Origin of the sequence: Paenibacillus sp. OSY-SE (genome assembly GCF_000283315.1) — a bacterium.
GTDB classification, from domain to species: domain Bacteria; phylum Bacillota; class Bacilli; order Paenibacillales; family Paenibacillaceae; genus Paenibacillus_B; species Paenibacillus_B profundus.
On record NZ_ALKF01000194.1, the window covers coordinates 79,007 to 103,315 of the forward strand.

Below are 24,309 nucleotides of genomic sequence, written 5' to 3' on the forward strand. Positions count from 1 at the left end.
CGAACAGGAGGATTAGATGTGATTAGCGGCAATGAGACGGGAAAAACACTGCTTAACATTCGGAGTCACCTGAATGGATTGACGAAGACCGAACAGAAGGTAGCTCAATATATTATGGAAAATGCGCAAGATGTCATCTACCATTCCATTACCGAGCTTGCTGAAAATGCCGATGTCGGAGAGACGACGGTGCTGCGGTTTTGCCGCAAATTAAAGTTTCAAGGGTTTCAAGAGTTCAAGCTGTCCTTGGCGCAAGATTTGGTGAAGCCGACGGAGCATTTGCATCAGGCGGTGAACGAAACGGATGAGCCGGAAGTGCTGAGCCAGAAAATTGTGGCCACGCACATTAATACATTGGAGCAAACCCGTGAATTAGTCGATCCGGGTCAACTGGGGCAAGCCATTGAAGCCTTGATTGAAGCGAAGAACATTTTCTTCTTCGGCGTAGGATCCTCGGGCTTGACGGCAGTGCAGGCAGCGCACACGTTCTCCCGTATCGGGAAGTTAAGCAGCGCCAAGACGGATACTCATTTCCAGGCAATGCAAGCCGCTTTTATGAGTAAAGAGGACGTCGCGGTAGGCATCTCGATTTCTGGAAGCACGAAGGACACGATCGAGAACTTGATGATTGCGAAAAAAACGGGAGCGAAGGTGATTGCGTTAACTAGCAATGCCAGGTCGCCGATTACAAAAGTGGCGGATATCATCCTGCTCATTGTAGCACGTGAAAATCCGCTGCAAGGCAGCTCGTTGGCCGCCAAAATTTCACAGCTTGCCGTCATCGATATTCTGAACGTGGCTGTGTCGCTTCATATGAAGGAACAAGCGTTGAAATTTAGAGAATTGTCTGCAAAATCAATCTCCGACAAACTGTATTAAATTTGCTTGGCAGCGTTACGATTTATCGTCGTTAGCCTGTGCTATCCCGGGCTGAGCGGCGATACATATGTATATAAGAAGAATATATCCACTATATATACTTATAAAAACGATTAATTCCGTTTTGTTCGCTTGGTAAAAGGGCATGAGGAGGGAGAAGGACTTGAAGGCGATTGGAATTGATATTGGAGGTACTTCGATTAAAGGGATCGTCGCCGATCAAGACGGGCACATTGTCGGCGAGACGAAGCAAGCTACAGATGCTGCCAAAGGCAAAGACTGCATCCTTGCCAATGTGAAGGATGTCATCTGGCAGCTGCTGGAACAGCATCCCGACAGCGAAGGTATCGGAATCGGCACCGCAGGCCGGGTCAATGTGAACACCGGCGAAATCGTATACGCCACTAATAATTTGCCAGGCTGGCAGGGAAGTAATCTCAAGGAAGAGATAGAGTCTGTATTTCATCGCAGGGTGTGCGTAGATAACGACGCCAACACGGCGCTTATTGGCGAGTGCTGGCTCGGGGCGGGAGCAGGCTGCTCCGACGTGACGATGCTGACGCTAGGCACGGGCGTCGGCGGGGCCAATCGGATTGGCGGCAAGATCGTAAGAGGTGCGCAGTGGAATGGAGGGGAATGGGGACACGTCATTTTGGTGCCTGATGGGCGTCCTTGCAATTGCGGTCAACGGGGCTGTATCGAGCAGTACATATCCGGCACTGCTTTTGTTCAAACGGCCACAGAGGCGGCGCATATTCAATTTCCGTCGGGCGTCGAGGTATTTGAAGCATATGAGAAGGGCCATCCTGCCGTTACGTCTGTGCTGAACCAGTTCATCGATTATTTAACTATCGTCATTCATAATATCCATCTTGGCATTAACCCGCAGACGATCCTTCTCGGAGGCGGAATGGTCGATTCCAAGTCGATGTGGTGGGACATGTTGGAAGAGCGGGTGGAACGTCTGGGGCTTCACATTTCAATCAGTGCGGCCAAGCTGGGGAATCAAGCCGGTTCCATCGGAGCGGCCAAGATGGTGTGGGAAAGACTATAAGCGAAGTTCAAAAAGGCTTCAGGATCCTGGCTATGACATTCACATCCGTGATAGTTATATGCCTTGGAGCCGGATGTTCGAGGTAGGGCTCGGTACGGAAGCCGTTCAAAAGATTGTTAAGACTAGCAATGGGAGTTGGACGTTATGGAGAAGCACATATTGGAACGAATACAAAACAGGCTGATCGTATCTTGCCAAGCTTTAGAAGATGAGCCTCTGCATGGATCCGCGTTGATGGCGAAGATGGCGATGGCTGCTGAAGTGGGCGGAGCTGCGGGAATACGGGCAAATACGGCGAAGGATATTGAACAAATTAAGCAGCTCACGGCCCTGCCAATTATCGGTATTGTGAAGCGGGATTATGACGATAGCGACATCTACATTACGCCGACCATGACCGAAGTGAAAGAATTGATTGACGTTGGCGTTGATATGATCGCTCTTGATGCCACGCGCCGCAAGCGTCCGAACGGAGAAACATTAGAGGAGATAATCGCCTATGCGAAGCAGCATCAGCAGACGGTTATGGCGGATATTTCTACAGAAGAGGAAGCTCTGTATGCCGCATCCTTGGGAGTTGATTGCGTGTCGACGACGTTGTCCGGCTACACTCCGTATTCTCCGCAGGATGCGATGCCGAACTTCTTGCTGGTCGAGAAGCTTGTCAAGTCTTTGCGCATCCCGGTCATTGCCGAAGGAAAAATCAACTTGCCATCGCAGGCGGCTCACATGCTGCAGCTTGGCGCGCATGCGGTTGTCGTCGGTTCGGCGATTACGAGGCCGCAGCTGATTACCCAAGCGTTTGTTGCTGAAATTGAACAGCATACCAAGTAAATTACGGTCACTTTCTTCTAACAACGATAAGACGTATACGTGGGTAAGCGAAGAGGAGGATGAGGCAACATTTATCAAGAAGTAATAAATGCTACTTAAATGAACTGTAATCAAGGAAAAGCATGGATGGTGAACGAATATTGAGATTATAAAAATGGCGAATCTGGCTTTGCGATTTATTTTGGAGTTATGCGCTCTAGCTTGTTTAGGATATTGGGGATTTCGAACCGGAAACGGATTGCTTATTAAAATCGTGTTAGGCATTGGCGTACCGCTGCTGGCTGCTATCGTTTGGGGCTTAGTTGTGTCTCCAAAGGCGACATACGACATCGGCGAGCTTGCACGATTGGCTGTCGAGATTGCCGTCTTTGGGTCAGCGGCAGTTGCCTTATATTATTCCGGACAAACCAAACTCAGCATGATTTTTGTCGCGGCAGCGTTCATCAGTCGAATCTTACTATTTGCTTTCAAACAATAAACTATTAACCGAGAGTCGCTCAAACGAGCGGCTTTTTCTTATGCTTACATAATAATTGCGGTTATCCGTAAGTTTGGAATACAGTCGATGACATGGCAAAGAACTAAGCGCGTCACTTGTCGCCTGGCAACCTTGTGAAGATAATGGATACCCTCGGTGTTCAAAATGTCTCAGACATCATTGAACGTGTAGATTTTGTCAAATATTTTTTGTGGATGGAATCATTTAGGCATCTCATTGCAGTTAATTCAGAGAATACATTATAATCTAGGTAGAAACAGGTTAAATCGTGGTGGAAAGTTGCTAGCCGATTGCTAACGAACTTGCTAACGGACAGACCGAAACACATCCCTGTGGATAACTGAAAAACCACTTATATCAAGTCATACAAGAAAGCGCTGTAACACATCGCCTAGATGATAGGGCTAGTACAGTTCCATAGAGTGAACTGCTGGGCCAGACAAACGAACGGCCGATACTGGCAGCGCTGTCAATGTGAACTGTGCGAAAAGCGAAGAAAATGAGGTGATTCGTTCATGATCGCAGGCGAACATACCAATACGCTGCTGCTTACACGCAGTATGTATCCATCGTTGACGAAGACGGAGAAGAAGATTGCCGATTATGTGTTGAAAGATCCCGATTCGGTGCTGTATGCCACGGTTACGGATTTGGCGGAGAAGGCGGATGCCGGAGAAACGTCGGTACTGCGGTTCTGTCGCAACCTTGGCTTTAAGAGCTACCAGGATTTCAAGCTGTCGCTAGCCAAAGATTTAGTGACGCCCCTGAAGCATCAGGAAAGCCAAATCGAAGAGAACGATGAGCTCTCCATCGTGGCGCAGAAGATGACGATGGAGAACATCGCCTCGTTAGAGCATACGTTGTCGCTGCTTAATATGAACGAGCTGCAGAAGGCGGTCGATGCCATTCTGAAGGCCCAGCGCTTGTTCTTCATGGGAGTCGGCTCATCTGCGATGACGGCGATGGATGCCCAGTACCGCTTCATGCGTCTCGGCTTCGTAGGGGAAGCGGTAACCGATCCGCACGTAATGGCCATGAATGCGACGTTGATGTCGTCTAATGATGTCGTCTTCGGTATCTCGACCTCAGGCAGCACGAAGGACTTGGTCGATACCATTCGGCTGGCTAAGGAAAATAACGTGTATTTCATCTGTCTGACGAGCCATGCGAAGTCACCGATTACGAAGTATGCGGATTCGATCCTGCTCATTCGTTCGCGGGAAACGCCGCTGCAAGGAGGGGCTTTCTCGTCGAAGATGGCGCAAATTCACGCGCTGGACATCCTATCGACGGCCGTGGCATTGAAAGCGAAGGAAAAGACGTACCATGCGATTCAACAGACGGCGAAGTCCGTGCTCGATAAGCTGTATTGAGTCGACATGAAAAATACCAACGGCCTGAATGCGAAGCGGGCGGCTGAACTGCACTATTGCAGCTGCGGGCATCGGGCGCAGAGAGAGAAAAAAGCGCTCCGCCGGTTATCCGGCGAAGCGCTGCTTCACTCTACTCCTGGAGCATCACCAAGCCGATGAAATCATCCTTGGATATATTCCCGAGATAATGCTCGACATTCATTTCTTCGAGCGCCTCTCTTACCGCCTGCTCTTCATAGCGGACGCCGGCCATCCGTGCCTCGATATCGCTCACCTCGCCGACACCGAAGAAGTCGCCGTATATTTTCATCGATTGAATGATGCCATCCGCCACGTCCATGCGCACGTCGACGATGCCCGCCGGGAACTTCTTCGAGTGCTCGACATTGAATTTCGGGGATCGGCCGTAGTTCCAATCCCAGTTCTGATAGCGCTCCTCCGAAATGCGATGAATCGTCTCCCAGTCTTCAGCGGTTAGCTTGTACTGCGGCACTTGGTCTGGCTCTACACCGAAGATGTGGCGGAGAATGGCTGCTTTGAACTGCTCGATGGTGAGCGGCTCGTTCAGGAACTCGGAAATGTTGGCTACGCGGGAGCGGACCGATTTAGTTCCTTTGGATTCAATTTTGATCTGACGCACCTTGAGCGCCGAAGCGACGTGCTCCATCTCTGATTGGAAGAGCAGCGTGCCGTGACTGAACATGCGGCCGCGTGTAGAGAACTGCGCGTTGCCGGAAATCTTCCGTTCGCCGACTTGAATGTCATTGCGCCCTGTTAAGTCTGCATCGACACCGAGTGAGCGCAGCGTATCGATGACGGGCTGAGTGAATTTGCGGAAGTTATGGAACGACTGACCGTCATCCTTCGTAATGAAGCTGAAATTCAAATTGCCTATATCGTGATACACGGCGCCGCCGCCGGATAGGCGGCGAACCACGTGAATATGGTTGTCTTTGACGTATTCGGAGTTAATCTCCTCAATCGTATTCTGGTTCTTCCCGATAATGATGGAAGGTTCATTGATATAGAACAATAAATAGCTGTCTTCTTCCAGCGGTAAATGCTTGAGCACGAACTCCTCGATTGCGAGATTCATGCGGGGATCGGTAATGCCTTGATTATCGATAAATTTCATTGCTCGTCCGCCTCCTTATGATATTATTGTAATCGATTTAAGAAAAAACACAAAATAGATTTGATATTGATAATCGTTATCACATATAATGGATTATAGTAAATACATGCACGGTAATAAGTGCTGAACCAAGGAGGACGAACATGTCCATTGCTTCTATTATTCGTGAACGTCGGAGTATTCATGAATTTAATGATAAACCAGTAGATCGAAGCCTGGTGCTTCGACTGTTGGATGATGCGGTGTGGGCGCCGAACCACGGGCTCCGCGAGCCATGGCGCTTCATCTATGCAGAAGGAGAGGGCAAATCGAAGCTTGTTAACGGCCTGATGACCATCTTGGACAAGACGAAGCTGAAAGATGCAACCGATGAACAGAAGCAGAAGTTTCTAAATCACCTGAATAATGTTCCGGCCTATTTGATTGTCGTCATGCCGGAGGACCCGCGCCCGGCCATTTGGGAAGAGGATTTGGAGGCGGTCAGCTGCCTCATTCAGAACTTCCAATTGCTTGGCTGGGAAGAGGGGCTTGGCATGCTGTGGCACACAGGCGATTACATTTACAATAAGAAGTTCCGCGAGCTTGCCGGAGTCAATCCGGGAGAGAAAATCGTCGGCGTGCTTCGCCTCGGATATTTCGACGAAGCGCCTAAGGCCCGCCCGCGTACAGCAGCGGAAGAACTTTTCACTGTGTTGAACTAAACGGCTTCATTATTCGATTATGAACAACAAAAGCGCAGAAGCCAACAGGCCTCTGCGCTTTTCTTTGCGCTATCACAGCAGTTTTGTGCTATAACCTCAGAAGTAATCGTTTTCATTTTTGTGGATGGTCCATGGCGTCCGGCTTCAAGTAACGATAATACAGCAACAGCTCTACCGCATACTTAATAATCCATGCCGAGAGCAGCACGCTGACGAGAAGATGGGCGCATACAAGCGGAGACAGCAGCAGAGTGCGCGTGTCGGACACATAAATGAGATAGGCGGCGCAGCATGCGACTGCAAGCACGAGAAAGACAAGTGCCATCTGATTCGCTTGCAGCGAGACCATGCGTGCCACATCTTTATCTTCAGGCTCGTCCTTGGACATGAAATTGACAAAGTACATGACGGCTTGAACCACTACTGCAGTGCCGAAGACGTTGCGAGCCAGTGCCATCATTTCCGTACTGTACAGTCCGATATCTCCCTTGAGGCGGAACAGGACCGTTGCATAGTAGATGGTGACAATGATGGCGGCGCTGAGAGAGGCCCAGGATGTTTTGTGATGCACCGACATAATTATCCCTCCTCCGAATTACATGACGACTCCGGCCGAAATGTAGAGTGTACAGTGATTATACAACATTTAACAGATGTGTAATAGTGTGCGATTTTCCAATGTTTTTCGGCATTTCGTTGAAAAGGAAAAATCGTTTGACGAACGCCGGAACGTTACGCATAATGTACGAATAGAAACGATATAAGCGCGTGTTCAACAACCTCTAAAATGAGCGCCCCATCTTATCGACCCTTGGCTGATAATAACAGCTTCTGCAGGGGAGTTGCAAGTAGGGGCATGTTGATATAAAGATAGTCGATTTCTGGACAAGGAGGCTGACATGTCTATGATAGAACGGTTCGGACACGGAGGAGATGTGTGGACGGCTGCGGATACGTTCGGCGTATCGAGTGAGGCATTTCTGGATTTCAGCGCTAACATTAATCCGCTCGGACCTCCGCCGGTTGTGGCGGAACGGTTGCAGCAAGCATTGGAGGGTATCGTTCACTACCCGGATCCGGGCCATCGGAAGATGAAAGCGGCACTGTCTGCCAGGCTGCAGGTCCCACAGGAACGAATAGGCATCGGCAATGGCGCCGCTGAGTGCATGGCGCTTCTTCTGCTTGCGTTCCAGCCGCGGGTCGTCGGCGTCATCGCCCCCTGCTTCTCGGAATACGAAGCCTTGTCACGGCAATTCGGGGCGGATGTCGTAACGGTGGTTGGACAAGAGGAAGCAGGATTTCAGGCAACGGAGGAACAACTGTATCAGCTCATGCTGGAGACCGATCTTGTATTCATCGGACACCCGAACAATCCTACGGGCATCGTCTATGACCGCGAACGGTTGGAGCGGGCAGCCCGCATGGCGGAGAAGACGAATACGCTGCTCGCTGTCGACGAAGCGTTCATTGATTTTCTACCGCAGGAAGAGAAGGTTTCACTGCTTCCGGTCCAGCATCAATATAAGCAGCTGATCATCATTCGTTCGCTGACGAAATTTTATGCCATTCCCGGCCTTCGCTTGGGCTATGCGGTGGCTCATCCCGAGTTGATTGCAGCGATGAGCGCGAAGCAGGTGACGTGGAGCGTCAACGGACTGGCGCTTGCTGCCGGAGAGGCTCTGCTCACTGATAAGCATTATGACGATTATGTTCGAGCGACGCGCGAGCTGATCGTGACGGAACGGACCTTGCTGCGCGAGCGCCTAGCCAGCCTCGGTATCAAAACGTGGCCCAGTGAAGCGAACTTTCTGCTCTGCCGGGCACCGGCGCTTTGGACGGCGAAGCGGCTGCAGGAGGAACTGGGGCGCAGAGGGATATTAATCCGCAACTGCGATATGTATACAGGGTTGAAGGCGGGCGACTTCCGGATTGCAATTAAAAATCGAACGTTAAATGAACATCTGGCGGTTTCAGTACAAGCTGTGTTACATTAAAAGGATGTTATTAGAGAGCGTTGTTACTAGTAAAACGGGAACAAGGGGGAGAACGATGCAGCCTTATCGCGACGGTGCGCGCGCCTATACAACCGAATGTATTGCGGACGTTCATGTCCGCTGGGGGCAGGAACATTTGACGGTCGATTTGCCGCAGCGGGTACCCATCTGGAGCAGTGCTGCCTACCATGGCGGCAGCTGGGCAGGAAGCCGAATCTTGAATTGCATGGTACGCAAGGGCTTCGATTGTTCCGATCCGGTTAAGTATATGCAGGGCGTGTGCGAGCAATGGGGATATGAGCCAGATGATACCGTCGGCCTGATGACGGCCGCAAAAGTGACTCACGCGTCAGTCGCGGAGGAGCATGGGGACGGCTGCTCGTTGCTGTGTGTTACGACGGCAGGGACAAGCAATGCGGCTCGTGCGGGACTGCCTCGCCAAGTATTCTCGGCGTATGAACCGCTCAAGCCTGGCACGATAAACACGATAATCGTGTTGGATGGCAAGCTGTCTGATGCGGCAGTATGGAATGTGTTCATGACGGCGACGGAAGCGAAATGCGCGGCGCTAGCGGATTTACATATTTATGATAAAGAGACAGAGCGCATAGCGACGGGAACGACGACCGACGCGATTGCTTTTGCGGTGCTTGATAGCGGGCGCGATACCGAAGTGCATTCCTATGCGGGCACAGCAACCACGCTTGGAAATGCAATTGGGCGGCTTGTGTACAAGACCGTTACGGAAGCGGTTATGACTCAGCATGAAGATGACGGACGGTTGTTTCCATAACGCTCGAATCGTTGAGGCGCTGATAGCGCATGTTCAAAAAGAACCCTTTTCAGAACCGAGAAGCTCAAAGCATGAGCTGTCGAGTTAGAGTAAATGAATGCGGGTGCAACAATTAAGGTGGGGAAGAAATGATAGCGGCGTTCATCATCACAGCAGCATATATATGGGACAGGATTATAGGTGATCCTCGTTGGATTCCCCATCCCGTCATTATGATAGGAAAGGCGATCACGGCGCTGGAGCATGCTATCCGCAAGGCGGCATCATCGGAAGCGGCGCTTAAGCCGCTCGGCATCCTGCTCCCGGTCATCGTCGTTGGAGGCTCTTATGCTTTGACATGGGCGCTGCTATGGGGACTCCATGAAATTCATTTCTCTCTCGCATGGGCGGCCGAAGCGATTCTTATCGGCACGACGATTGCGACCAAAGGACTGAAGGATGCGGGGATGGCGGTGTATAAGCGGTTAGCCGCACGGGACATCGACGGTGCGCGGCGTGAAGTCGGCATGATTGTCGGACGTGATACGGATGAACTCGACGAGCCTGAAGTCGTGCGCGCTACGGTTGAAACCGTAGCCGAGAATATTGTGGATGCCGTCATATCCCCGTTATGTTACGCGCTTATCGGTGGGGCGCCGTTAGCTATGGCGTACCGGGCGGTAAATACGCTCGATTCGATGGTCGGTTATAAAAATGAGAAGTACGGCAACTTAGGCTGGGCCTCCGCGCGGCTGGATGACATTGCGAATTGGATTCCGGCCCGCTTGACGGCAGTTCTCATGGCGATATGCGCCTGGATGAAGGGATATGACGGGACGCGGGCTTGGCAGACAGCCAAGCGTGACGCGCCGAGGCACCCGAGCCCGAACAGCGGCTGGCCGGAGGCAGCTGCAGCCGGGGCGCTTGGTGTCCGGCTCGGTGGATATAATGTGTATAAGGGCGTACGATCGTTGCGTGCTTATATGGGAGACGAGGTCCAGCCTTTGCAAGCACAGCATATTCCGGCTGCCTGCAGTCTGCTGACAGGCAGTACACTGGGCTTCACAGTCATCGCTGCCGTGCTGCTATATGCGCGCGGGGGATGGCTCCTGTAGATGAATGGCGGATGAAGGAGTAAGAATGAAATGAGACTGACACGACAATATAAAGCTCCCCGTCAGAAGAGGCGCCGATCAGGAGCAAGCCCATCTGGAATGGTAACAAGAGGTGCGATGTCCAAACGGAATGTACGCAGAAAAAAGGGCGTACGAGATACCATCGTGCGATTCGCGATCGTGCGGCACGGATTGACGCAGGCGAATGTAGAACGGCGTTATATTAGTTATACGGATGATTCCATCCTGCCACAGGCTTCAGAGGAGCTGGGGCCTTTGCGCCGGGCATTGGCGCACCCCGCTCCGATCCTCTACACAAGCGATATGCGCCGCTGCCGCGAAACGATCGCGTACTTGCGGCCTCGCGACAGCCGAGAAGCATCTGTTGATACACGGCTGCGAGAGTACGACTTCGGCATGTGGGAAGGCTTGACCTATAACGATCTGAAGGAAGAGCCCCAATATCGAAAGTGGCTGGATGATATGTCGTCCGTGCAGCCGCCGCGGGGAGAACCGTGGCAGTCATTCTGCACGCGTACGGCACATGTATGGTGGGAGATACTGAGAAATGCGCGGGCGCAAATCCGCACCGTGCCGGAACAGTCAGGTGTGGCTCGCACCCAGAATCGTCCACTGCGAACGAGCAGGAACCGAAAAGCTCGGATTCGGACTGACCGCTTCGTGCAAGGTGCGTCTGGCCGAATGGCGCGCCCGGACGTGCTCGTGGTGACCCACGGCGGCATTGTACGGAGACTGCACACGCTCGCATTCCCGCGCAAATCGTTCTGGGAGGCGGCTGCGCCGATTGGCGGCGGTGTTATGATTACGGCGAAGCGTTGCGCGCGCAAATGGGTGTTCCTGCGCGCTGAGCGTTTTCCCTCTCTATAGCGGGGGCAGCCGGGGCGCGAGATGGCCGGATTGTTGATTTGTATCGGGAGACAGGTTGCCCTTGTGAGCAACCTTATTGCAAGAACGGAGCTTTTCCCCTATAATCTATTATCAAGTTCAATGCTTGAACGGACAAATGAATAGTGCAATTTCTTCAGGCCCTTGCGTGTACGGATACGATTGATCCGATCTAATATATGATCCATGCCCAAGGTTAATAGGGAAGCCGGTGAAATTCCGGCGCGGTCCCGCCACTGTGAATGGAGTGTTGCGCTCATGAAGCCACTGTCGATGCGGCGCCGGATGTACAGATGTTCGGATGCGGCGACGGGAAGGCGAGCGGCAACGTGCAGCTCCTAAGTCAGGAGACCTGCCTGAAGATAGACGAGCAATATCCTTCGCGGAAGGGATCACGTCTACGAAGTATGGCATGAGGCAATGCAAGACGCTGTCGATACCGCTGTTGCGGCAAGCATGACGCTGGCTATGCCGTGTCGTACCTTATAGGCTAAGTGAGACGAAGTCCCCCGATCCGCAGGATCGGGGGTTTTTTAACACTGTGTTCTTTGACAACCTATTGTACATAGATGAAGGGATATGCTCGTCACCTGACCATTATTGCGCTGCGTTTACCGCGTTTGCTCCAGTTCACAGAAGACGATTCACACTCAAGGAATATATTAAGCAAGGGAGAGGGACATTTATGCACAAATGGCTGAATAAAACATTGGCAGCCGTATTGGCAGTTATTTTGGCAGTAAGCTTGACGGCTTGCGGCGCGAGCACAGAGGAAGTGAAGCCTTCCGACAACACGGCGGCGCAGCAGGAGAACACAAATGAAGAAGCTTCCAATACAGAGCAATCGAAGCAGGATGACGCTGCGAAGACGACATATCCGCTTACTGTGAAAGACGTCACTGGTGAAGAGTTCACCTTCGACAAAGCGCCGGAGCGCATCATCTCGGTGTCGCCGGCAGAGACAGAGTCGTTGTTTGCTCTTGGCTTGGATGAACAAATCGTCGGGGTATCCGACTATGACGACTATCCAGAAGCAGCCGCTTCGAAGGCGAAGATGGGCGGTATCGTAAAGCCGAATGAAGAGGCGATTATTGCAGCGAAGCCAGATATTGTCTTCACCGGCATCTCCATGAAAGAGCCAGTCGTGAACAAATTCCGCGAGCTGGGCATTAAAATTTTCAAAGTGGAACCGAAGACATATGATGACGTTATTAAAAACATAGAACTGTACGGTCAAATTACGGATCGTCAAAAAGAAGCGCAAGCAGTCGTTGAGCAAATGAAGAAAGCGCGCGAAGAAGTACAAACTGCTGTGCAAAGCGTTACCGACAAGAAAAAAGTCTACATTGAGTTCTCCCCAGGTTGGACAGTAGGCCGCGGTGAGTTCATGAATGAGATGATCGAGCTTGCCGGCGCTGCGAACGTAGCAGCGGATGCGGAAGGCTGGGTGCAAATCAACGAGGAGAACATCATCAAGTCGAATCCAGACGTCATTTTGTACACCCAAGGGGTTGTCGACCAGGATACGAACAAGTCATTGGAAGAAATCATCCGCGGACGCAGCGGGTGGAATAACATTAACGCGATTAAAAACAACCAAGTTATCGCTGTGGATCAGAATTTGATCAGCCGTCCGGGACCTCGTGTGGCGGAGGGGCTCAAAGCCGTTGCAAAAGCGATTTACCCTGACTTGGTGAAATAACCGATGTGGAGAAATAGATGAAAAAGATTGTATGGTATGGAGGAGCGAGCTTTGCGCTTCTCCTCTTGTCCGTTCTGGGATGTTTGGCTGTCGGCTCGGTGCAGATGCCTTTAGGTGAAATGACACGCATCTTGCTCCATCATATACCGGGCTTGGACTCTATCGTTCCGGTGACCTGGGATGACGCCTCTGCGCAAATTATGATGAAGGTGCGCTTTCCGCGTGTCGTGCTTGCGATGTTGGTCGGAGCAGCGCTCGGTGTGGCAGGCACCGCGTTTCAAGGCGTGCTGCGCAATCCGTTGGCTGACCCGTACACTCTGGGCGTATCGTCCGGCGCGTCCGTCGGCGCGGCTCTTCTTATATACTTCGGGCTCCAATACGCGCTGCTCGGAGAGTGGACCATTCCGGTCGTCGCGTTCGCAACAGGGACGTTGACGCTTATTATCGTCATGCGGCTTGCCAATGACGGCGGGAAAATCCCGATTGAAACGCTTATTTTGTCTGGGGTCGTTATGCAAGCCTTTCTTGGCGCGATCGTCTCCTTCCTAGTCGCGATGACGAAGCAAACGATTAACGAAATATTGTTCTGGGTCATGGGCAGCTTGGCGCTGCGCGGATGGTCCTATACGGTTGTGCTGGGCCCTTACTTGGCTATCGGCATCATTATTCTCATTTCCTATGCAAGACCGCTTAATCTGCTCGCATTGGGCGAGCGGCAGGCCTCTCATCTCGGGCTTCATGTGGAGCGCACGAAGTGGGTAGTGCTGCTTACCGCCACATTAATTACGGCGGCGGCGGTGTCCGTATCTGGCGTCATCGGCTTTGTCGGCTTGGTCGTTCCGCACATATTGCGTTTAATCGTCGGTCCGGATTACCGCTATTTGATTCCGCTCTCAGCGGTGGGCGGCGCAATCTATGTGATGTGGGCGGATACGATTGCAAGAACGGCGTTTGCGCCGACGGAAATTCCTCTCGGCGTGGTGACTGCATTTATCGGCGCGCCATTTTTTGCTTACCTGCTTATACGGAACAAGCGTGCGAAACGGGGGAAATGGTCATGAGACATATGCCGGCACAGCAGGAGGCGCAATCAGCGGAACCAATCATTCACGCGGAGCGGCTGTGCAAACGTTATGGCGACAAAACGGTGCTCGACAACGTATCGCTTTCCGTGCAGCCGGGAGAATGGGTCGGCATCATCGGACCGAACGGAAGCGGGAAATCGACGCTCTTGTCGCTCGTATCGGGGGCGGATACCGTGTCTGCCGGACGTGTCCGCATTCAGGGACGGGCGCTTGCCTCTTATAAGCGCAAGGCGTTATCGCAGTTGATGGCGGTGCTGCAGCAGGAGGCGCTGCCTCCGCTCAACTTCACCGTGCGCGAAATTGTTGAGATGGGACGATTCCCATATCAATCGTGGCTCGGTTCGGAAGGCGAAGACAGCGGTCCGTTCATTGACGGCATTATGGATCGGCTGCAGTTGACTCCACTCGCGGATCGTCCGCTTGACCGATTAAGCGGAGGACAGCGGCAGCGGGCTGCGCTGGCGAAGCTGATGGCCCAGTCGCCGAGCATCGTGCTGTTGGATGAGCCGACCACCTACCTCGACATCCATTATCAAGTCCAATTCATGGATGTCGTGCGGGATTGGCAGCAAGATTGCGGCCTTACGGTCGTGTCGGTGCTGCATGACTTGAACTTGGCCTCCCTCTATTGCGACCGCCTCATCGTGCTGCACGAGGGCAAGCTGATCGCGGAGGGAAGTCCGGATGAACTGATGTCTGCGGATCTGCTGGAACGCATCTTCGCGACGCGGACGACGATCGTGCCGCATCCGGAGATCGGCCGGCCGCAGGTGCTCATTTGCCCTCAGCACGGCAATGCGCAGACGAATTTGTAAACCAAAATTATTGACAACGGAGATGAACAGGGATGACCGAACAACTTCAACGACTTATTGACAGAATTCAGCCTGTAGACGAGCAAGCGATGCAGGCAGCGCTTCAGCATCAGAACCAATTGACGAAGCCCCCAGGAAGCTTGGGCCTGCTTGAGCACCTTGCGGTTCAGTTGGCGGGAATTACAGGCGAAGCGAAGCCGCTGTTAGAGAAGAAGGCAGTCATTGTCATGGCAGGTGATCACGGAGTCTGTGAAGAAGGAGTCAGCGCATTCCCGGCCGAGGTAACGCCGCAGATGGTTCATAACTTCCTGCATGGCGGAGCGGCGGTTAACGTGCTGGCACGCGAAGCCGGGGCCGACGTCATCTGTGTCGATGTAGGCGTCAATGCCGACTTGGCCGACCCGAACCTGCAGTCGCGCAAGGTGAGAAGAGGGACAGCCAACATGGCCAAGGGGCCTGCGATGACGCGTGCGGAGGCGGAAGCCGCCCTTCAGGCCGGTGTGGATACGGTGCAGGAATGTGTTCAAGCCGGATACCGTCTCTTCTCGACAGGCGAGATGGGAATCGGCAATACGACGGCCAGCGCCGCCATTCTGTGCGCGTTTACCGGCTTGCCAGCGGCTGACGCGGTCGGACGCGGAACAGGCATCGGCGATGCCCAATGGGAACATAAGTGCAGTGTCGTCCGCCGCGCGCTCGAAGTGAATCAGCCGAATGCGGAAGATGCGCTCGATGTGCTGGCGAAGGTCGGCGGCTTGGAGATTGCCGGCTTGGTCGGCGTCATTCTCGGTGCGGCGGCGAATCGCACGCCGGTCGTCATCGACGGCTTCATATCCAGCGCGGCCGCCTTGACCGCCGTCCGCTTGGCTCCTGGCGTGAAGCCGTATTTGATAGGATCGCATTTGTCGGAGGAACGGGGGCATGCGGCGCTGCTGGCGGAATTGGAATTGCGGCCGTGCCTGCATCTAAATATGCGACTGGGCGAAGGGACAGGTGGAGTGCTCATGTTCCAGCTCATCGATGCCTCCTTGCGCATTATGCGTGAGATGGCCACCTTTGCCGAAGCTGGCGTATCCGGTAAGGATGACGGCCAATGAGCCGTGTCATCCTTGTAACCGGCGGCGCGCGCAGCGGGAAGAGCACGTTCGCTGAGCGGCTGCTCCAGAAGCTGGCCCCGCAAGGGGGCACTTATATCGCGACGGCGGAAGCGCATGATGATGAGATGCAGGAACGAATCCGGCTGCATCAAGCGGAGCGAGAGGCTTCCGGCTATGCGTGGCTCACCGCCAATTGTCCGCTGCAATTGCCGGAATGGGTGAAGGAAGCGGATGAACCGGCGGTGCTCGTCGATTGTCTGACGCTGTGGCTTTCGAACGAGTTGCTGCATGCAGAGCGGGAGCTGGGGGAAGGCCCGGAGATAGAGCAAAGACTGTACGCGCGTATCGACGATATGCTGGACGCGTTGGCGGCGGCGCGAGGCACCATCGTGATGGTGACGAATGAAGTCGGCAGCGGTGTCGTGCCCGCTTACAAGCTCGGGCGCATCTTTCGCGATGCAGCGGGTCGATTGAATCAACGTATTGCGGCACGGGCAGATGAAGTGTATCTCGTCACGGCGGGCATACCGATCGAAATAAAGAGCAGGATGGTTCAGCTATGAAGAAATGGCTGCAGGCATTTATTGCGGCAATGCAGTTTCTGACCAGAATTCCGGTTCCTGTGAATGTTCCTTTTACGAACGAGGTGCTCAAGCGAAGCACCTTGTTCTACCCCTGGGCGGGATGCATCGTAGGCGTTCTGATATGGGGAGCGGGACTCGGCTTGCAGCTTGTGCTGCCCGCAGGGCCGGCTGCGGTATTGACGCTGGCGCTGGCTGTTGCCCTTACCGGCGGATTGCACATGGACGGGCTGATGGATACGGCGGATGGCGTCTTGAGCCATCGTTCCCGCGAGCGAATGCTGGAAATTATGAAGGACAGCCGTGTCGGAGCGATGGGGGTCATCGCCTGTATCCTCGTGTTGTTGCTCAAGTGGTCTCTTATCGCAAGTTTAATGACGGCCGGGGCGTGGCAGCTGTGGCTTGTCGTCCCTTTTATCTGGTCCAGAGCGGCAATGGTATGGGCCATGACGAACGAGCCGTATGCGCGTGCGGAATCGGGGCTGGGCAGTTATTTTCAAGGATTGCACCGGGGACATTTGCTTGGCGCAGTCTTTTCCGCACTTATGCTTAGTCTGGCGATCGTGTATATTATGGTGTCGGTGCCACTTGAAATGGCCGGACGGTCTGCTTCCTTCGCAGCGATAGCTGCATATGCGATTCACCCGTGGTGGCTTCTGCTTGGCGCTCCTGTGCTGGGGATGGGTGCCGCATGGGGATGCTCGCGTTATTTGTCCAAGAAGCTCGGAGGCTTGACGGGCGATACCTATGGAGCGATGAACGAGCTGACGGAAACATTCTTGCTGCTGCTGCTCGTGCTGATGACCGGATGGAAAGGGTGAACAGTTGATGGATGTGGACAAAGGAAAGGACGCTTCTGTGCGTGTTCCGTTATGTGACGAAGGCGGCGGCAAGGGGCGAACGATTATGCTGCAGGGAACGGCATCCGATGTCGGCAAGAGCGTCGTTACGACTGCGCTATGCCGTATCTTCAAGCAGGATGGCTACGATGTCGCTCCGTTCAAATCGCAAAATATGGCGTTGAACTCATATGTTACGCCGGATGGCAAGGAGATTGGCCGGGCGCAAGGCGTGCAGGCGGAAGCTTGCGGCATTATGGCGACGACGGATATGAACCCGGTGCTGATTAAGCCGATGAAGGACATGCAGTCTCAGGTCGTCGTGCATGGCAAGCCTTACATGAACCTAAGCGCACGCGATTACCGCACCCGCTTCCTGCCCGAAGCGAAGCGAACTGTGGTAGACGCGGTGAACCGGCTGCGCGCTGCCTACGATATCATCGTGATGGAAGGGGCCGGCAGTCCGGCTGAAATCAATCTCAAGCAGAACGATATCGTCAACATGAATATGGCGGCGTGGGCGGAAGCGCCGGTGCTGCTTGTCGCGGACATCGACCGCGGCGGCGTATTCGCTTCCATCGTCGGCACGCTGGAGCTGCTGGAGCCGCATGAACGGGAGCGGGTGCAGGGCTTCATCATCAACAAGTTCCGGGGGGATGTCACACTGCTGCAGCCGGGACTCGATTGGCTCGAGGAGCGGACCGGGGTTCCGGTGCTCGGCGTGCTGCCCTATGCGGATGATCTGGACATCGAAGCGGAAGATTCCGTTGCGCTTGAGCAGTGGAAGGGGAAGGTGCTGCCGGAGAACGACTTGGATATTGCCGTCGTAGCCTTGCCCCGTATATCCAATTTCACAGATATTGACCCGCTGGCGGCGGAACGAGACGTGCGCATCCGCTATATTCGCCGCCCTCAAGAGCTCGGTGCGCCGGATGCAATCATCATTCCGGGGACCAAGAGCACGATGGCGGATCTGCAATGGCTTAACGAGAACGGACTTGCTGAAGCGGTTATGTCCTATGCGAAGGATGGCGTCGTGGTCGGCATTTGCGGAGGCTATCAGATGTTAGGCGAGCGCCTTCTGGATCCATATGGGGCAGAGACGGAAGCGGGCACTGTCATGGACGGCTTGGCGCTGCTGCCGATGGAGACGGAGTTCGCAACCGATAAACGGACGGAACGGGTGCAAGGCACAGTGTCTGCGTCCATGCTGCGCGACACTCCGCTTTATCGCTGCCGCATGGACGGCTACGAGATCCATATGGGCCGCTCGGTCCGGACGAAGTCCGATATCGCAGCCGAACCGCTCTTGAAGCTGCAGGCGAACGGAGAAGACGGGACGGTCCTTGACGGTTATGACGGCTATGATGGCATGCTCCATGCGAACGGGCGCATCATGGGCACGTATATGCACGGCTTATTCCATAACGACGGGTTCCGCAGAGGCTGGTTGAATGGTCTGCGCCAGGCCAAGGGGCTCGCTCCTCTCCCGAGCGATTTGAATTTCGGCGCTCAACGGGAGGCTGCCTTTGATCGCTTGGCGGATGCGGTTCGCGAGCATCTGGACATGGACCAGATATATCGCATTCTGCGCGAGTGCGGACGCTGATAGGTGAACGGAATGCTGCAAGCATCGCAGCCGCTGATATGAAATAGAGTTAGTTACATAGGGGACGGACACAATTGTCATGTCTTCGTATGGAGGATTATGTTATTGGCAGTCTCGAACTAGCGTCATTAGTTCCGGGCTGCTTTTTCCTTAGCCTCACCGTGCCTTTTTGTTTACTCTTCCCAAGACTCAGCATGGAAGAGTCGACCCAAACGCCCCTTTGCCCACTCTCCCCAAGATTCAGATTGAGCAAGCCAAGTGTCGTTGAATTTCCCCTTTGCTCACTCTCCCCATTATTCAGATGTTTCAAGGAACAGCTTTAGCTGCTAAGGACCATGGCTTATTGAATGAGATATGGATGTATTCTTGTTCTTATTGGAGCGGGTCCACGAGGTTTCTTGCAGCGTTAAAGAAGGTGCTGATTCCCGCAGTGAAGAGCGACTGACGTTACCAACTAGTTGATCGATAGGATACACGTTATTCTGAATAAAGGGGTGAGTGGGAAAAAGGACTTCTTGCAGCCCTTTTTTAGAGGAGCGAGCAGTCCCGTACGATTGTTGGAGCAAACTAAAAGTTGAGAGTCGCTTGCAAATGGCCTGGGCAGTCTGGACATGCTCTTCTATGCGAGAGCGAGGATTTTGACAACATATATGATAATGATTATCATTTCTAGCAAACAGGTGAAGTTCGTCAAAAACAGAATTGGAATGCGAAGTGGTTGCCTTGGTGACGGCTGCCGTATCATCAGACGCCAGAAATATGCTGGCATAGTGGGACGGATATTTAGCTCCATCGCATCGAAAAGAGAGGGCATTGGGTGCTGGACTACTTGCGCGCATGGGAGGATTATGCCGTTAGGCTGTCCAAGCAGACGCAGCATTCTAACGGACAGGGCTGCCCATTCAGTTGGCAGCGTTCAATCGGCGCTAATTTGGCTTGTGTTGCAGCTGTAAAGGGATTACAATCAAGGGAGTCTGGCAAATGTGCTAGGGCTCTTCTTTTTTTGCCATCGTTTCTGGGATGGGGAAGAGGGGTAATGAGCTTCATATAACAAACGCTTTGCAGCTGCTTCGGCGGAAGGAAAGGAACGCGCTATGTTTACGATTTTACTCGCAATTTTCACCATCCAAATCGTCTACGTTTCATTTTTCACTTTGCGGATGATTCTCACTTTAAAGGGGCAGCGGTATTTGGCCGCAGCGCTCAGTACGGTCGAGATTATCATCTACGTGCTCGGCTTGAATATGGTGTTAAAATATTTGGATGAACCGATTAGCCTCATCGTCTATGCGGCCGGCTACGGTATCGGGGTGTTGGTCGGATCGTGGATTGAGGACAAAATCGCCCTTGGGTATGTCGTTCTCAAGGTCATTGTGAACAATCCGGAAAGCGATCTTCCGAACCATCTGCGCGACCATGGATACGGCGTGACGACATGGATCGGCAGCGGGCGGGACGGACACCGTCTTATGCTGGAGGTGCTCTCCCGGCGGAAGAACCGGAATAAGCTGTATGCCTCGATATTGGATATCGAACCGAAAGCTTTTATCGTAACATCAGAGCCGAGCCATCTGCACGGTGGATTCTGGACAAAGGTGACGCGGCGTTAATGCTGCAGCCTTTGTCTTTTTTTATACAGACGTGACTATATGCAGCCAAGTTCCTACCAGCACAACCAATCTCACTATCCATCTAGGTAAGCACACCTATCTCATCACCAACCTATTCCTCACCATCATCTAATGGATCAACGCATCTCAGCATCATCTATTAGATCAACCCATCACAGTATCATCATCCATTGGAAATAGTACAGTAGTTTTACTGGTATGAGTCCGAATGACGTCTATTGATTGGAAAACATCCAGTCAAATGGACTTTTTCTTGCTTCAAAGCTAACTATCGGGTAAATCCACTGCATAGAATCCAACCAAACGTCGATTAACGTCCTTTGACATCAATTTGGTTGGAAAATTTCCAATGGATACGCTTCGAGGAATCGAAAGTGAAATGGAAGGTACGAATGGTCTTACGACTGGTGGGGAGCATCTAAAGTGACAAGGAATGTGCAATGAGCAACGTCAGGCGGGACGCATCCAATGGACTTGATAAGCTCGATAATATCCAAATTGTCTAATGGCCAATAGACACGATTCCATTAACTGCGTTTTGTGGATTGTATTCAAAAGAACAACGTCGAAAAGGCTATAACAGATATCCTTGACTCGACCTTCGATCGCTGATAAAGTTGGAGAGTTGGTTTTCACATATACATATTGCCCTTGTATAGGTTCGTGAATAAGGCGCGGACGTTTCTACAAAGCTACCCGTAAAGAGCTTGGCTACAAGGAGAGCATGTTGGAGGATAAATGAGCTTGGCGATTTGCCTTCAACGGGACGAGTTCATGCGTGGCACGAAGCGCAGCGGACCCCGGATATCTCCAGTTGATGTACAGTACAAGCTTTGGACTTTGCGGACAGCAAGGCGCCAGAGCTTTTTTTTTTTGACCCATTAAGAAGTTCTCTGAAGCGCTAAAGTGAAAACGAAACCATCCCTTATGGCGATAAAAACGGCAAACACCAATTCTGCTCTAAATAAAATAACGTGCAAGCAATCATCAGGAGGCGCATCCATGAAATCTTTTTTTCAATTTGCGGAGCGGGGAACGACCTATCGCAAAGAAATTATTGCGGGTTTGACGACCTTTCTCTCCATGGCCTACATACTGGTCGTCAATCCCATCATTTTAAGTGAAGCCGGCATGGACCGCGGCGCCGTATTTACCGCGACGACGCTGACGGCGATTATCGGAACGCTGCTCATGGGGGTGCTGTCCAATTACCCGATTGGCGTCGCCTCGAGCATGGGTCTCAACTCCTTCTTTACGTACTCGGTCGTCATCGGCATGGGCATATCGTGGCAGACGGCGTTGACCGGCGTATTCGTATCGAGCATTTTATTTATTATTTTGAGTCTAATTAAAGTTCGTGAGAAGATTATTGCCATCATTCCAGAAGACTTGAAATTCGCGATTGCGAGCGGAATTGGCTTCTTTGTTGCTTTTATGGGCTTGAAGAATGCGGGCATTATTGTCAAGAGCGACGCCACGTTCGTCACGCTCGGCGATTTTCGTTCCGGGCCGACGCTTCTGGCAGCATTTGGCTTCATTGTGACAGTTATTCTGCTCGTGCGTCATGTGCGTGGGGCCATCTTCTATGGCATGATTATATCGACGGTTGTCGGCATGATTTCGGGATTGGTTCCATTGCCGACAAGCATCTTGGGCACGATTCCGAGTCTGTCGCCTACGTTCGGCGCTGCGTTCATGCATCTTGATAAAATGTTTACCCCAGAATTGCTGGCGGTGGTGTTTACTTTCTTATTCGTCGGATTTTTCGATACAGCAGGCACGCTCATTGCAATTGCAAGCCAAGCAGGCTTGATGAAGGACAACCAGATTCCGAATGCGGGCCGGGCACTCTTGGCTGACTCTTCCGCCTCTTTCGTCGGTTCCGTCCTTGGTACGACGACGACGGCATCGTTTATTGAATCGTCGGCAGGTATTGCCGCAGGCGGGCGGACAGGCTTCACTTCCGTTGTCATATCTTTGTTATTTGCATTGGCGTTGTTCTTCTCGCCGCTTCTGTCTGTCGTGACGACCGAAGTCACAGCTCCTGCCCTCATTGTAGTCGGCGCGATGATGTCTTCGCAGGTGCGTTTTGTCAAATGGGAGAAGCTTGAGGTAGCCATCCCGGCCTTCATTACGATCGTAGCCATGCCGTTCACTTATGGAGTCGCGACTGGCATTGCGCTCGGCTTCATTTTGTATACGGTCATTAAAATGGCAAAAGGCGAGTTCCGCGAAGTACATCCGATTATGTACGTATTGACCGTACTGTTCATTGCCTACATTGGATATATCGCTTGATTGGTTCTCGCAAGACAATGACCGCCCTTCATCAGAGGGGCGGTCATTGTGTTTACGCTTGCTTGGACAGCAACCGAATCGGCATCCTTACGTGAACTGCTCCGCCTCCGTCGACTGCGCATAGGCCGTCGTGGACGAGGTGCCGCCCGAGATTGCCTGGGTCACTTCGTCGAAGTAGCCCGTGCCGACCTCGCGCTGATGCTTCACCGCTTCGTAGCCGAGCGGTTCCAAGGCGAATTCGGCCTGCTGCAGCTCCGAGTAAGCGGCCATGCCGCGCTCCTTGTAGCCCCGCGCCAGCTCGAACATGCTGTAATTGAGCGCATGGAAGCCGGCCAGCGTCACGAACTGGAACTTGTAGCCCATCCGTCCAAGCTCGTGTTGGAAGCTGGCGATCGCCTTGTCGTCCAGCTTCTTCTTCCAGTTGAAGGACGGCGAGCAATTGTAAGCCAGCAGCTTGCCGGGATACTTGGCATGAATCGCTTCGGCGAAGCGCCGAGCTTCATCCATGTCCGGCTCGGATGTCTCGCACCAGACGAGGTCCGCATAAGGCGCATAGGCAAGTCCGCGCGCGATCGCCTGATCAAGTCCAGCGCGCGTATAATAGAAGCCTTCCGGCGAGCGCTGCCCCGTCAGGAACGGGCGGTCATATGGATCGGCGTCGCTTGTAATCAACTGGGCGGCGTTGGCGTCGGTGCGGGCGATGATAAGCGTGCCGGTGCCCATGACGTCGGCGGCCAAGCGGGCGGCAATCAAGTGGCGGACGGCCTGCTGCGTTGGCAGGAGCACTTTGCCGCCGAGGTGTCCGCACTTTTTCTCCGAAGACAATTGGTCTTCGAAATGGACGCCTGCTGCGCCCGCTTCAATCATTGCCTTCATCAGCTCGAATACGTTCAGCGTCCCGCCGAAGCCTGCCTCGGCATCGGCCACGATCGGGGCGAAGAAGTAGGTGCCGCCCTTCCCCTCCGCGTGCTGAATCTGATCGGCCCGCTGCAGGGCCTGATTAATCCGCTTCACGACCTGCGGTACACTGTTCGCCGGATACAGGCTCTGGTCGGGATACATGTGTCCCGACAGGTTCGCATCCGCAGCCACCTGCCAGCCGCTCAAGTAAATGGCCTGCAGCCCGGCCTTAACTTGCTGTACGGCTTGGTTGCCGGTCAAGGCGCCGAGCGCGTGCACGTAATCTTCGGTATGCAGCAGCTCCCACAGCCGTTCCGCCCCCATCTGCGCCAGCGTATGCGTCACCTGCACAGAGCCGCGCAGCCGAATGACTTCTTCCGCCGAATAAGAGCGGGTAATGCCTTTCCAGCGCTCACTTTTCCATCTTGTCTCCAATTGTTGAATCGCATGTCTCTCCGTCACAGCAGCCATCTCCTCACATTCAATGATT

22 protein-coding genes and 2 riboswitches are annotated in these 24,309 nt (G+C 53.1%); of the genes, 19 read left to right on the forward strand and 3 right to left on the reverse strand.

Going from position 1 to position 24,309, the window contains the following annotated elements; translation table 11 throughout:
* The first annotated feature begins 18 nt into the window (after positions 1-18).
* From A372_RS0121840 to A372_RS0121860, 5 genes are all read left to right on the forward strand, one after another.
* Positions 19-879: a MurR/RpiR family transcriptional regulator gene (locus A372_RS0121840; protein WP_019423034.1), complete on the forward strand. Its 861-nt coding sequence runs from the start codon at positions 19-21 to the stop codon at positions 877-879.
* A 163-nt stretch (positions 880-1,042) separates the two neighbouring features.
* The gene (locus A372_RS0121845; RefSeq protein ID WP_019423035.1) at positions 1,043-1,933 is read left to right on the forward strand and encodes an ROK family protein; all 891 of its coding nucleotides are present in this window, start codon (positions 1,043-1,045) and stop codon (positions 1,931-1,933) included.
* A 144-nt stretch (positions 1,934-2,077) separates the two neighbouring features.
* Positions 2,078-2,767, forward strand: coding sequence for an N-acetylmannosamine-6-phosphate 2-epimerase (locus A372_RS0121850; RefSeq protein WP_019423036.1), 690 nt, complete (start codon positions 2,078-2,080; stop codon positions 2,765-2,767).
* A gap of 154 nt (positions 2,768-2,921) precedes the next feature.
* Positions 2,922-3,245, forward strand: coding sequence for a YrdB family protein (locus A372_RS0121855; RefSeq protein ID WP_019423037.1), 324 nt, complete (start codon positions 2,922-2,924; stop codon positions 3,243-3,245).
* A gap of 536 nt (positions 3,246-3,781) precedes the next feature.
* Positions 3,782-4,639: a MurR/RpiR family transcriptional regulator gene (locus tag A372_RS0121860; protein WP_019423038.1), complete on the forward strand. Its 858-nt coding sequence runs from the start codon at positions 3,782-3,784 to the stop codon at positions 4,637-4,639.
* Positions 4,640-4,769: 130 nt separating this feature from the next.
* On the opposite strand, the gene A372_RS0121865 is transcribed toward A372_RS0121860, so the two are convergent.
* Positions 4,770-5,774, reverse strand: coding sequence for a lipoate--protein ligase (locus tag A372_RS0121865; RefSeq protein ID WP_019423039.1), 1,005 nt, complete (start codon positions 5,772-5,774; stop codon positions 4,770-4,772).
* A gap of 143 nt (positions 5,775-5,917) precedes the next feature.
* Here A372_RS0121865 and A372_RS0121870 point away from each other — a divergent pair, with 143 nt between their 5' ends.
* Positions 5,918-6,475: a nitroreductase family protein gene (locus tag A372_RS0121870; RefSeq protein ID WP_019423040.1), complete on the forward strand. Its 558-nt coding sequence runs from the start codon at positions 5,918-5,920 to the stop codon at positions 6,473-6,475.
* A gap of 112 nt (positions 6,476-6,587) precedes the next feature.
* Here A372_RS0121870 and A372_RS0121875 read toward each other — a convergent pair whose 3' ends face one another.
* Entirely contained in the window at positions 6,588-7,052 is a 465-nt protein-coding gene (locus tag A372_RS0121875) for a hypothetical protein (protein ID WP_019423041.1), read from the reverse strand.
* A gap of 328 nt (positions 7,053-7,380) precedes the next feature.
* On the opposite strand from A372_RS0121875, the gene cobD reads away from it, so the two are divergent.
* From cobD to A372_RS0121940, 13 genes are all read left to right on the forward strand, one after another.
* Complete coding sequence (gene cobD / locus A372_RS0121880; RefSeq protein WP_019423042.1) at positions 7,381-8,469, forward strand: threonine-phosphate decarboxylase CobD; 1,089 nt, start codon at positions 7,381-7,383, stop codon at positions 8,467-8,469.
* A 55-nt stretch (positions 8,470-8,524) separates the two neighbouring features.
* The gene (locus A372_RS0121885; protein WP_019423043.1) at positions 8,525-9,262 is read left to right on the forward strand and encodes an adenosylcobinamide amidohydrolase; all 738 of its coding nucleotides are present in this window, start codon (positions 8,525-8,527) and stop codon (positions 9,260-9,262) included.
* A 128-nt stretch (positions 9,263-9,390) separates the two neighbouring features.
* Complete coding sequence (gene cbiB / locus A372_RS0121890; RefSeq protein ID WP_019423044.1) at positions 9,391-10,356, forward strand: adenosylcobinamide-phosphate synthase CbiB; 966 nt, start codon at positions 9,391-9,393, stop codon at positions 10,354-10,356.
* Between the two features lie 117 nt (positions 10,357-10,473).
* Positions 10,474-11,244 carry a histidine phosphatase family protein gene (locus A372_RS0121895; protein WP_019423045.1) on the forward strand — a complete coding sequence of 257 codons (771 nt, stop codon included), beginning with the start codon at positions 10,474-10,476 and terminating at the stop codon, positions 11,242-11,244.
* Positions 11,245-11,425: 181 nt separating this feature from the next.
* Positions 11,426-11,636, forward strand: a riboswitch (cobalamin riboswitch).
* A gap of 311 nt (positions 11,637-11,947) precedes the next feature.
* Complete coding sequence (locus A372_RS0121900; protein ID WP_019423046.1) at positions 11,948-12,964, forward strand: ABC transporter substrate-binding protein; 1,017 nt, start codon at positions 11,948-11,950, stop codon at positions 12,962-12,964.
* 17 nt (positions 12,965-12,981) lie between these two features.
* Positions 12,982-14,025 carry a FecCD family ABC transporter permease gene (locus A372_RS0121905; protein ID WP_019423047.1) on the forward strand — a complete coding sequence of 348 codons (1,044 nt, stop codon included), beginning with the start codon at positions 12,982-12,984 and terminating at the stop codon, positions 14,023-14,025.
* Positions 14,022-14,864, forward strand: coding sequence for an ABC transporter ATP-binding protein (locus A372_RS0121910; RefSeq protein ID WP_019423048.1), 843 nt, complete (start codon positions 14,022-14,024; stop codon positions 14,862-14,864). Before A372_RS0121905 ends, A372_RS0121910 begins: the two co-directional genes overlap by 4 nt.
* Before the next feature lie 32 nt (positions 14,865-14,896).
* Positions 14,897-15,961: a nicotinate-nucleotide--dimethylbenzimidazole phosphoribosyltransferase gene (gene cobT, locus A372_RS0121915; RefSeq protein WP_019423049.1), complete on the forward strand. Its 1,065-nt coding sequence runs from the start codon at positions 14,897-14,899 to the stop codon at positions 15,959-15,961.
* Positions 15,958-16,524 (forward strand): bifunctional adenosylcobinamide kinase/adenosylcobinamide-phosphate guanylyltransferase, encoded by a 567-nt coding sequence (gene cobU / locus A372_RS0121920; protein WP_019423050.1) that lies wholly within the window; start codon positions 15,958-15,960, stop codon positions 16,522-16,524. The genes cobT and cobU overlap by 4 nt, the downstream gene beginning before the upstream one ends.
* Positions 16,521-17,363, forward strand: coding sequence for an adenosylcobinamide-GDP ribazoletransferase (gene cobS, locus A372_RS0121925; protein WP_019423051.1), 843 nt, complete (start codon positions 16,521-16,523; stop codon positions 17,361-17,363). The genes cobU and cobS overlap by 4 nt, the downstream gene beginning before the upstream one ends.
* Positions 17,364-17,370: 7 nt before the next feature.
* A complete protein-coding gene (locus A372_RS0121930) occupies positions 17,371-18,990 on the forward strand; it encodes a cobyric acid synthase (RefSeq protein WP_019423052.1) in 1,620 nt (539 codons plus the stop codon).
* Between the two features lie 1,094 nt (positions 18,991-20,084).
* Positions 20,085-20,600 (forward strand): DUF2179 domain-containing protein, encoded by a 516-nt coding sequence (locus tag A372_RS0121935; protein WP_019423053.1) that lies wholly within the window; start codon positions 20,085-20,087, stop codon positions 20,598-20,600.
* Positions 20,601-21,252: 652 nt separating this feature from the next.
* A riboswitch (purine riboswitch) is annotated at positions 21,253-21,355 on the forward strand.
* A 268-nt stretch (positions 21,356-21,623) separates the two neighbouring features.
* Positions 21,624-22,919 carry an NCS2 family permease gene (locus A372_RS0121940; RefSeq protein WP_019423054.1) on the forward strand — a complete coding sequence of 432 codons (1,296 nt, stop codon included), beginning with the start codon at positions 21,624-21,626 and terminating at the stop codon, positions 22,917-22,919.
* An 87-nt stretch (positions 22,920-23,006) separates the two neighbouring features.
* Here A372_RS0121940 and aceA read toward each other — a convergent pair whose 3' ends face one another.
* Positions 23,007-24,290, reverse strand: a complete 1,284-nt coding sequence (aceA, locus tag A372_RS0121945) for an isocitrate lyase (RefSeq protein ID WP_036705000.1) — start codon at positions 24,288-24,290, stop codon at positions 23,007-23,009.
* Positions 24,291-24,309 lie beyond the last annotated feature (19 nt).

What these genes read in the sequence shown, in the direction of transcription:
- A372_RS0121860 (WP_019423038.1), top strand. Translation starts at nt 3,782, where the DNA reads ATGATCGCAGGCGAACATACCAATACGCTGCTGCTTACACGCAGTATG.
- A372_RS0121865 (WP_019423039.1), bottom strand. Translation starts at nt 5,774, where the DNA reads ATGAAATTTATCGATAATCAAGGCATTACCGATCCCCGCATGAATCTC.
- A372_RS0121940 (WP_019423054.1), top strand. Translation starts at nt 21,624, where the DNA reads ATGAAATCTTTTTTTCAATTTGCGGAGCGGGGAACGACCTATCGCAAA.
- A372_RS0121935 (WP_019423053.1), top strand. Translation starts at nt 20,085, where the DNA reads ATGTTTACGATTTTACTCGCAATTTTCACCATCCAAATCGTCTACGTT.
- A372_RS0121905 (WP_019423047.1), top strand. Translation starts at nt 12,982, where the DNA reads ATGAAAAAGATTGTATGGTATGGAGGAGCGAGCTTTGCGCTTCTCCTC.
- cobT (WP_019423049.1), top strand. Translation starts at nt 14,897, where the DNA reads ATGACCGAACAACTTCAACGACTTATTGACAGAATTCAGCCTGTAGAC.
- A372_RS0121885 (WP_019423043.1), top strand. Translation starts at nt 8,525, where the DNA reads ATGCAGCCTTATCGCGACGGTGCGCGCGCCTATACAACCGAATGTATT.
- cobU (WP_019423050.1), top strand. Translation starts at nt 15,958, where the DNA reads ATGAGCCGTGTCATCCTTGTAACCGGCGGCGCGCGCAGCGGGAAGAGC.
- aceA (WP_036705000.1), bottom strand. Translation starts at nt 24,290, where the DNA reads ATGGCTGCTGTGACGGAGAGACATGCGATTCAACAATTGGAGACAAGA.
- cbiB (WP_019423044.1), top strand. Translation starts at nt 9,391, where the DNA reads ATGATAGCGGCGTTCATCATCACAGCAGCATATATATGGGACAGGATT.
- cobS (WP_019423051.1), top strand. Translation starts at nt 16,521, where the DNA reads ATGAAGAAATGGCTGCAGGCATTTATTGCGGCAATGCAGTTTCTGACC.
- A372_RS0121930 (WP_019423052.1), top strand. Translation starts at nt 17,371, where the DNA reads ATGGATGTGGACAAAGGAAAGGACGCTTCTGTGCGTGTTCCGTTATGT.
- A372_RS0121875 (WP_019423041.1), bottom strand. Translation starts at nt 7,052, where the DNA reads ATGTCGGTGCATCACAAAACATCCTGGGCCTCTCTCAGCGCCGCCATC.
- A372_RS0121850 (WP_019423036.1), top strand. Translation starts at nt 2,078, where the DNA reads ATGGAGAAGCACATATTGGAACGAATACAAAACAGGCTGATCGTATCT.
- cobD (WP_019423042.1), top strand. Translation starts at nt 7,381, where the DNA reads ATGATAGAACGGTTCGGACACGGAGGAGATGTGTGGACGGCTGCGGAT.
- A372_RS0121910 (WP_019423048.1), top strand. Translation starts at nt 14,022, where the DNA reads ATGAGACATATGCCGGCACAGCAGGAGGCGCAATCAGCGGAACCAATC.
- A372_RS0121900 (WP_019423046.1), top strand. Translation starts at nt 11,948, where the DNA reads ATGCACAAATGGCTGAATAAAACATTGGCAGCCGTATTGGCAGTTATT.
- A372_RS0121870 (WP_019423040.1), top strand. Translation starts at nt 5,918, where the DNA reads ATGTCCATTGCTTCTATTATTCGTGAACGTCGGAGTATTCATGAATTT.
- A372_RS0121895 (WP_019423045.1), top strand. Translation starts at nt 10,474, where the DNA reads ATGTCCAAACGGAATGTACGCAGAAAAAAGGGCGTACGAGATACCATC.
- A372_RS0121855 (WP_019423037.1), top strand. Translation starts at nt 2,922, where the DNA reads ATGGCGAATCTGGCTTTGCGATTTATTTTGGAGTTATGCGCTCTAGCT.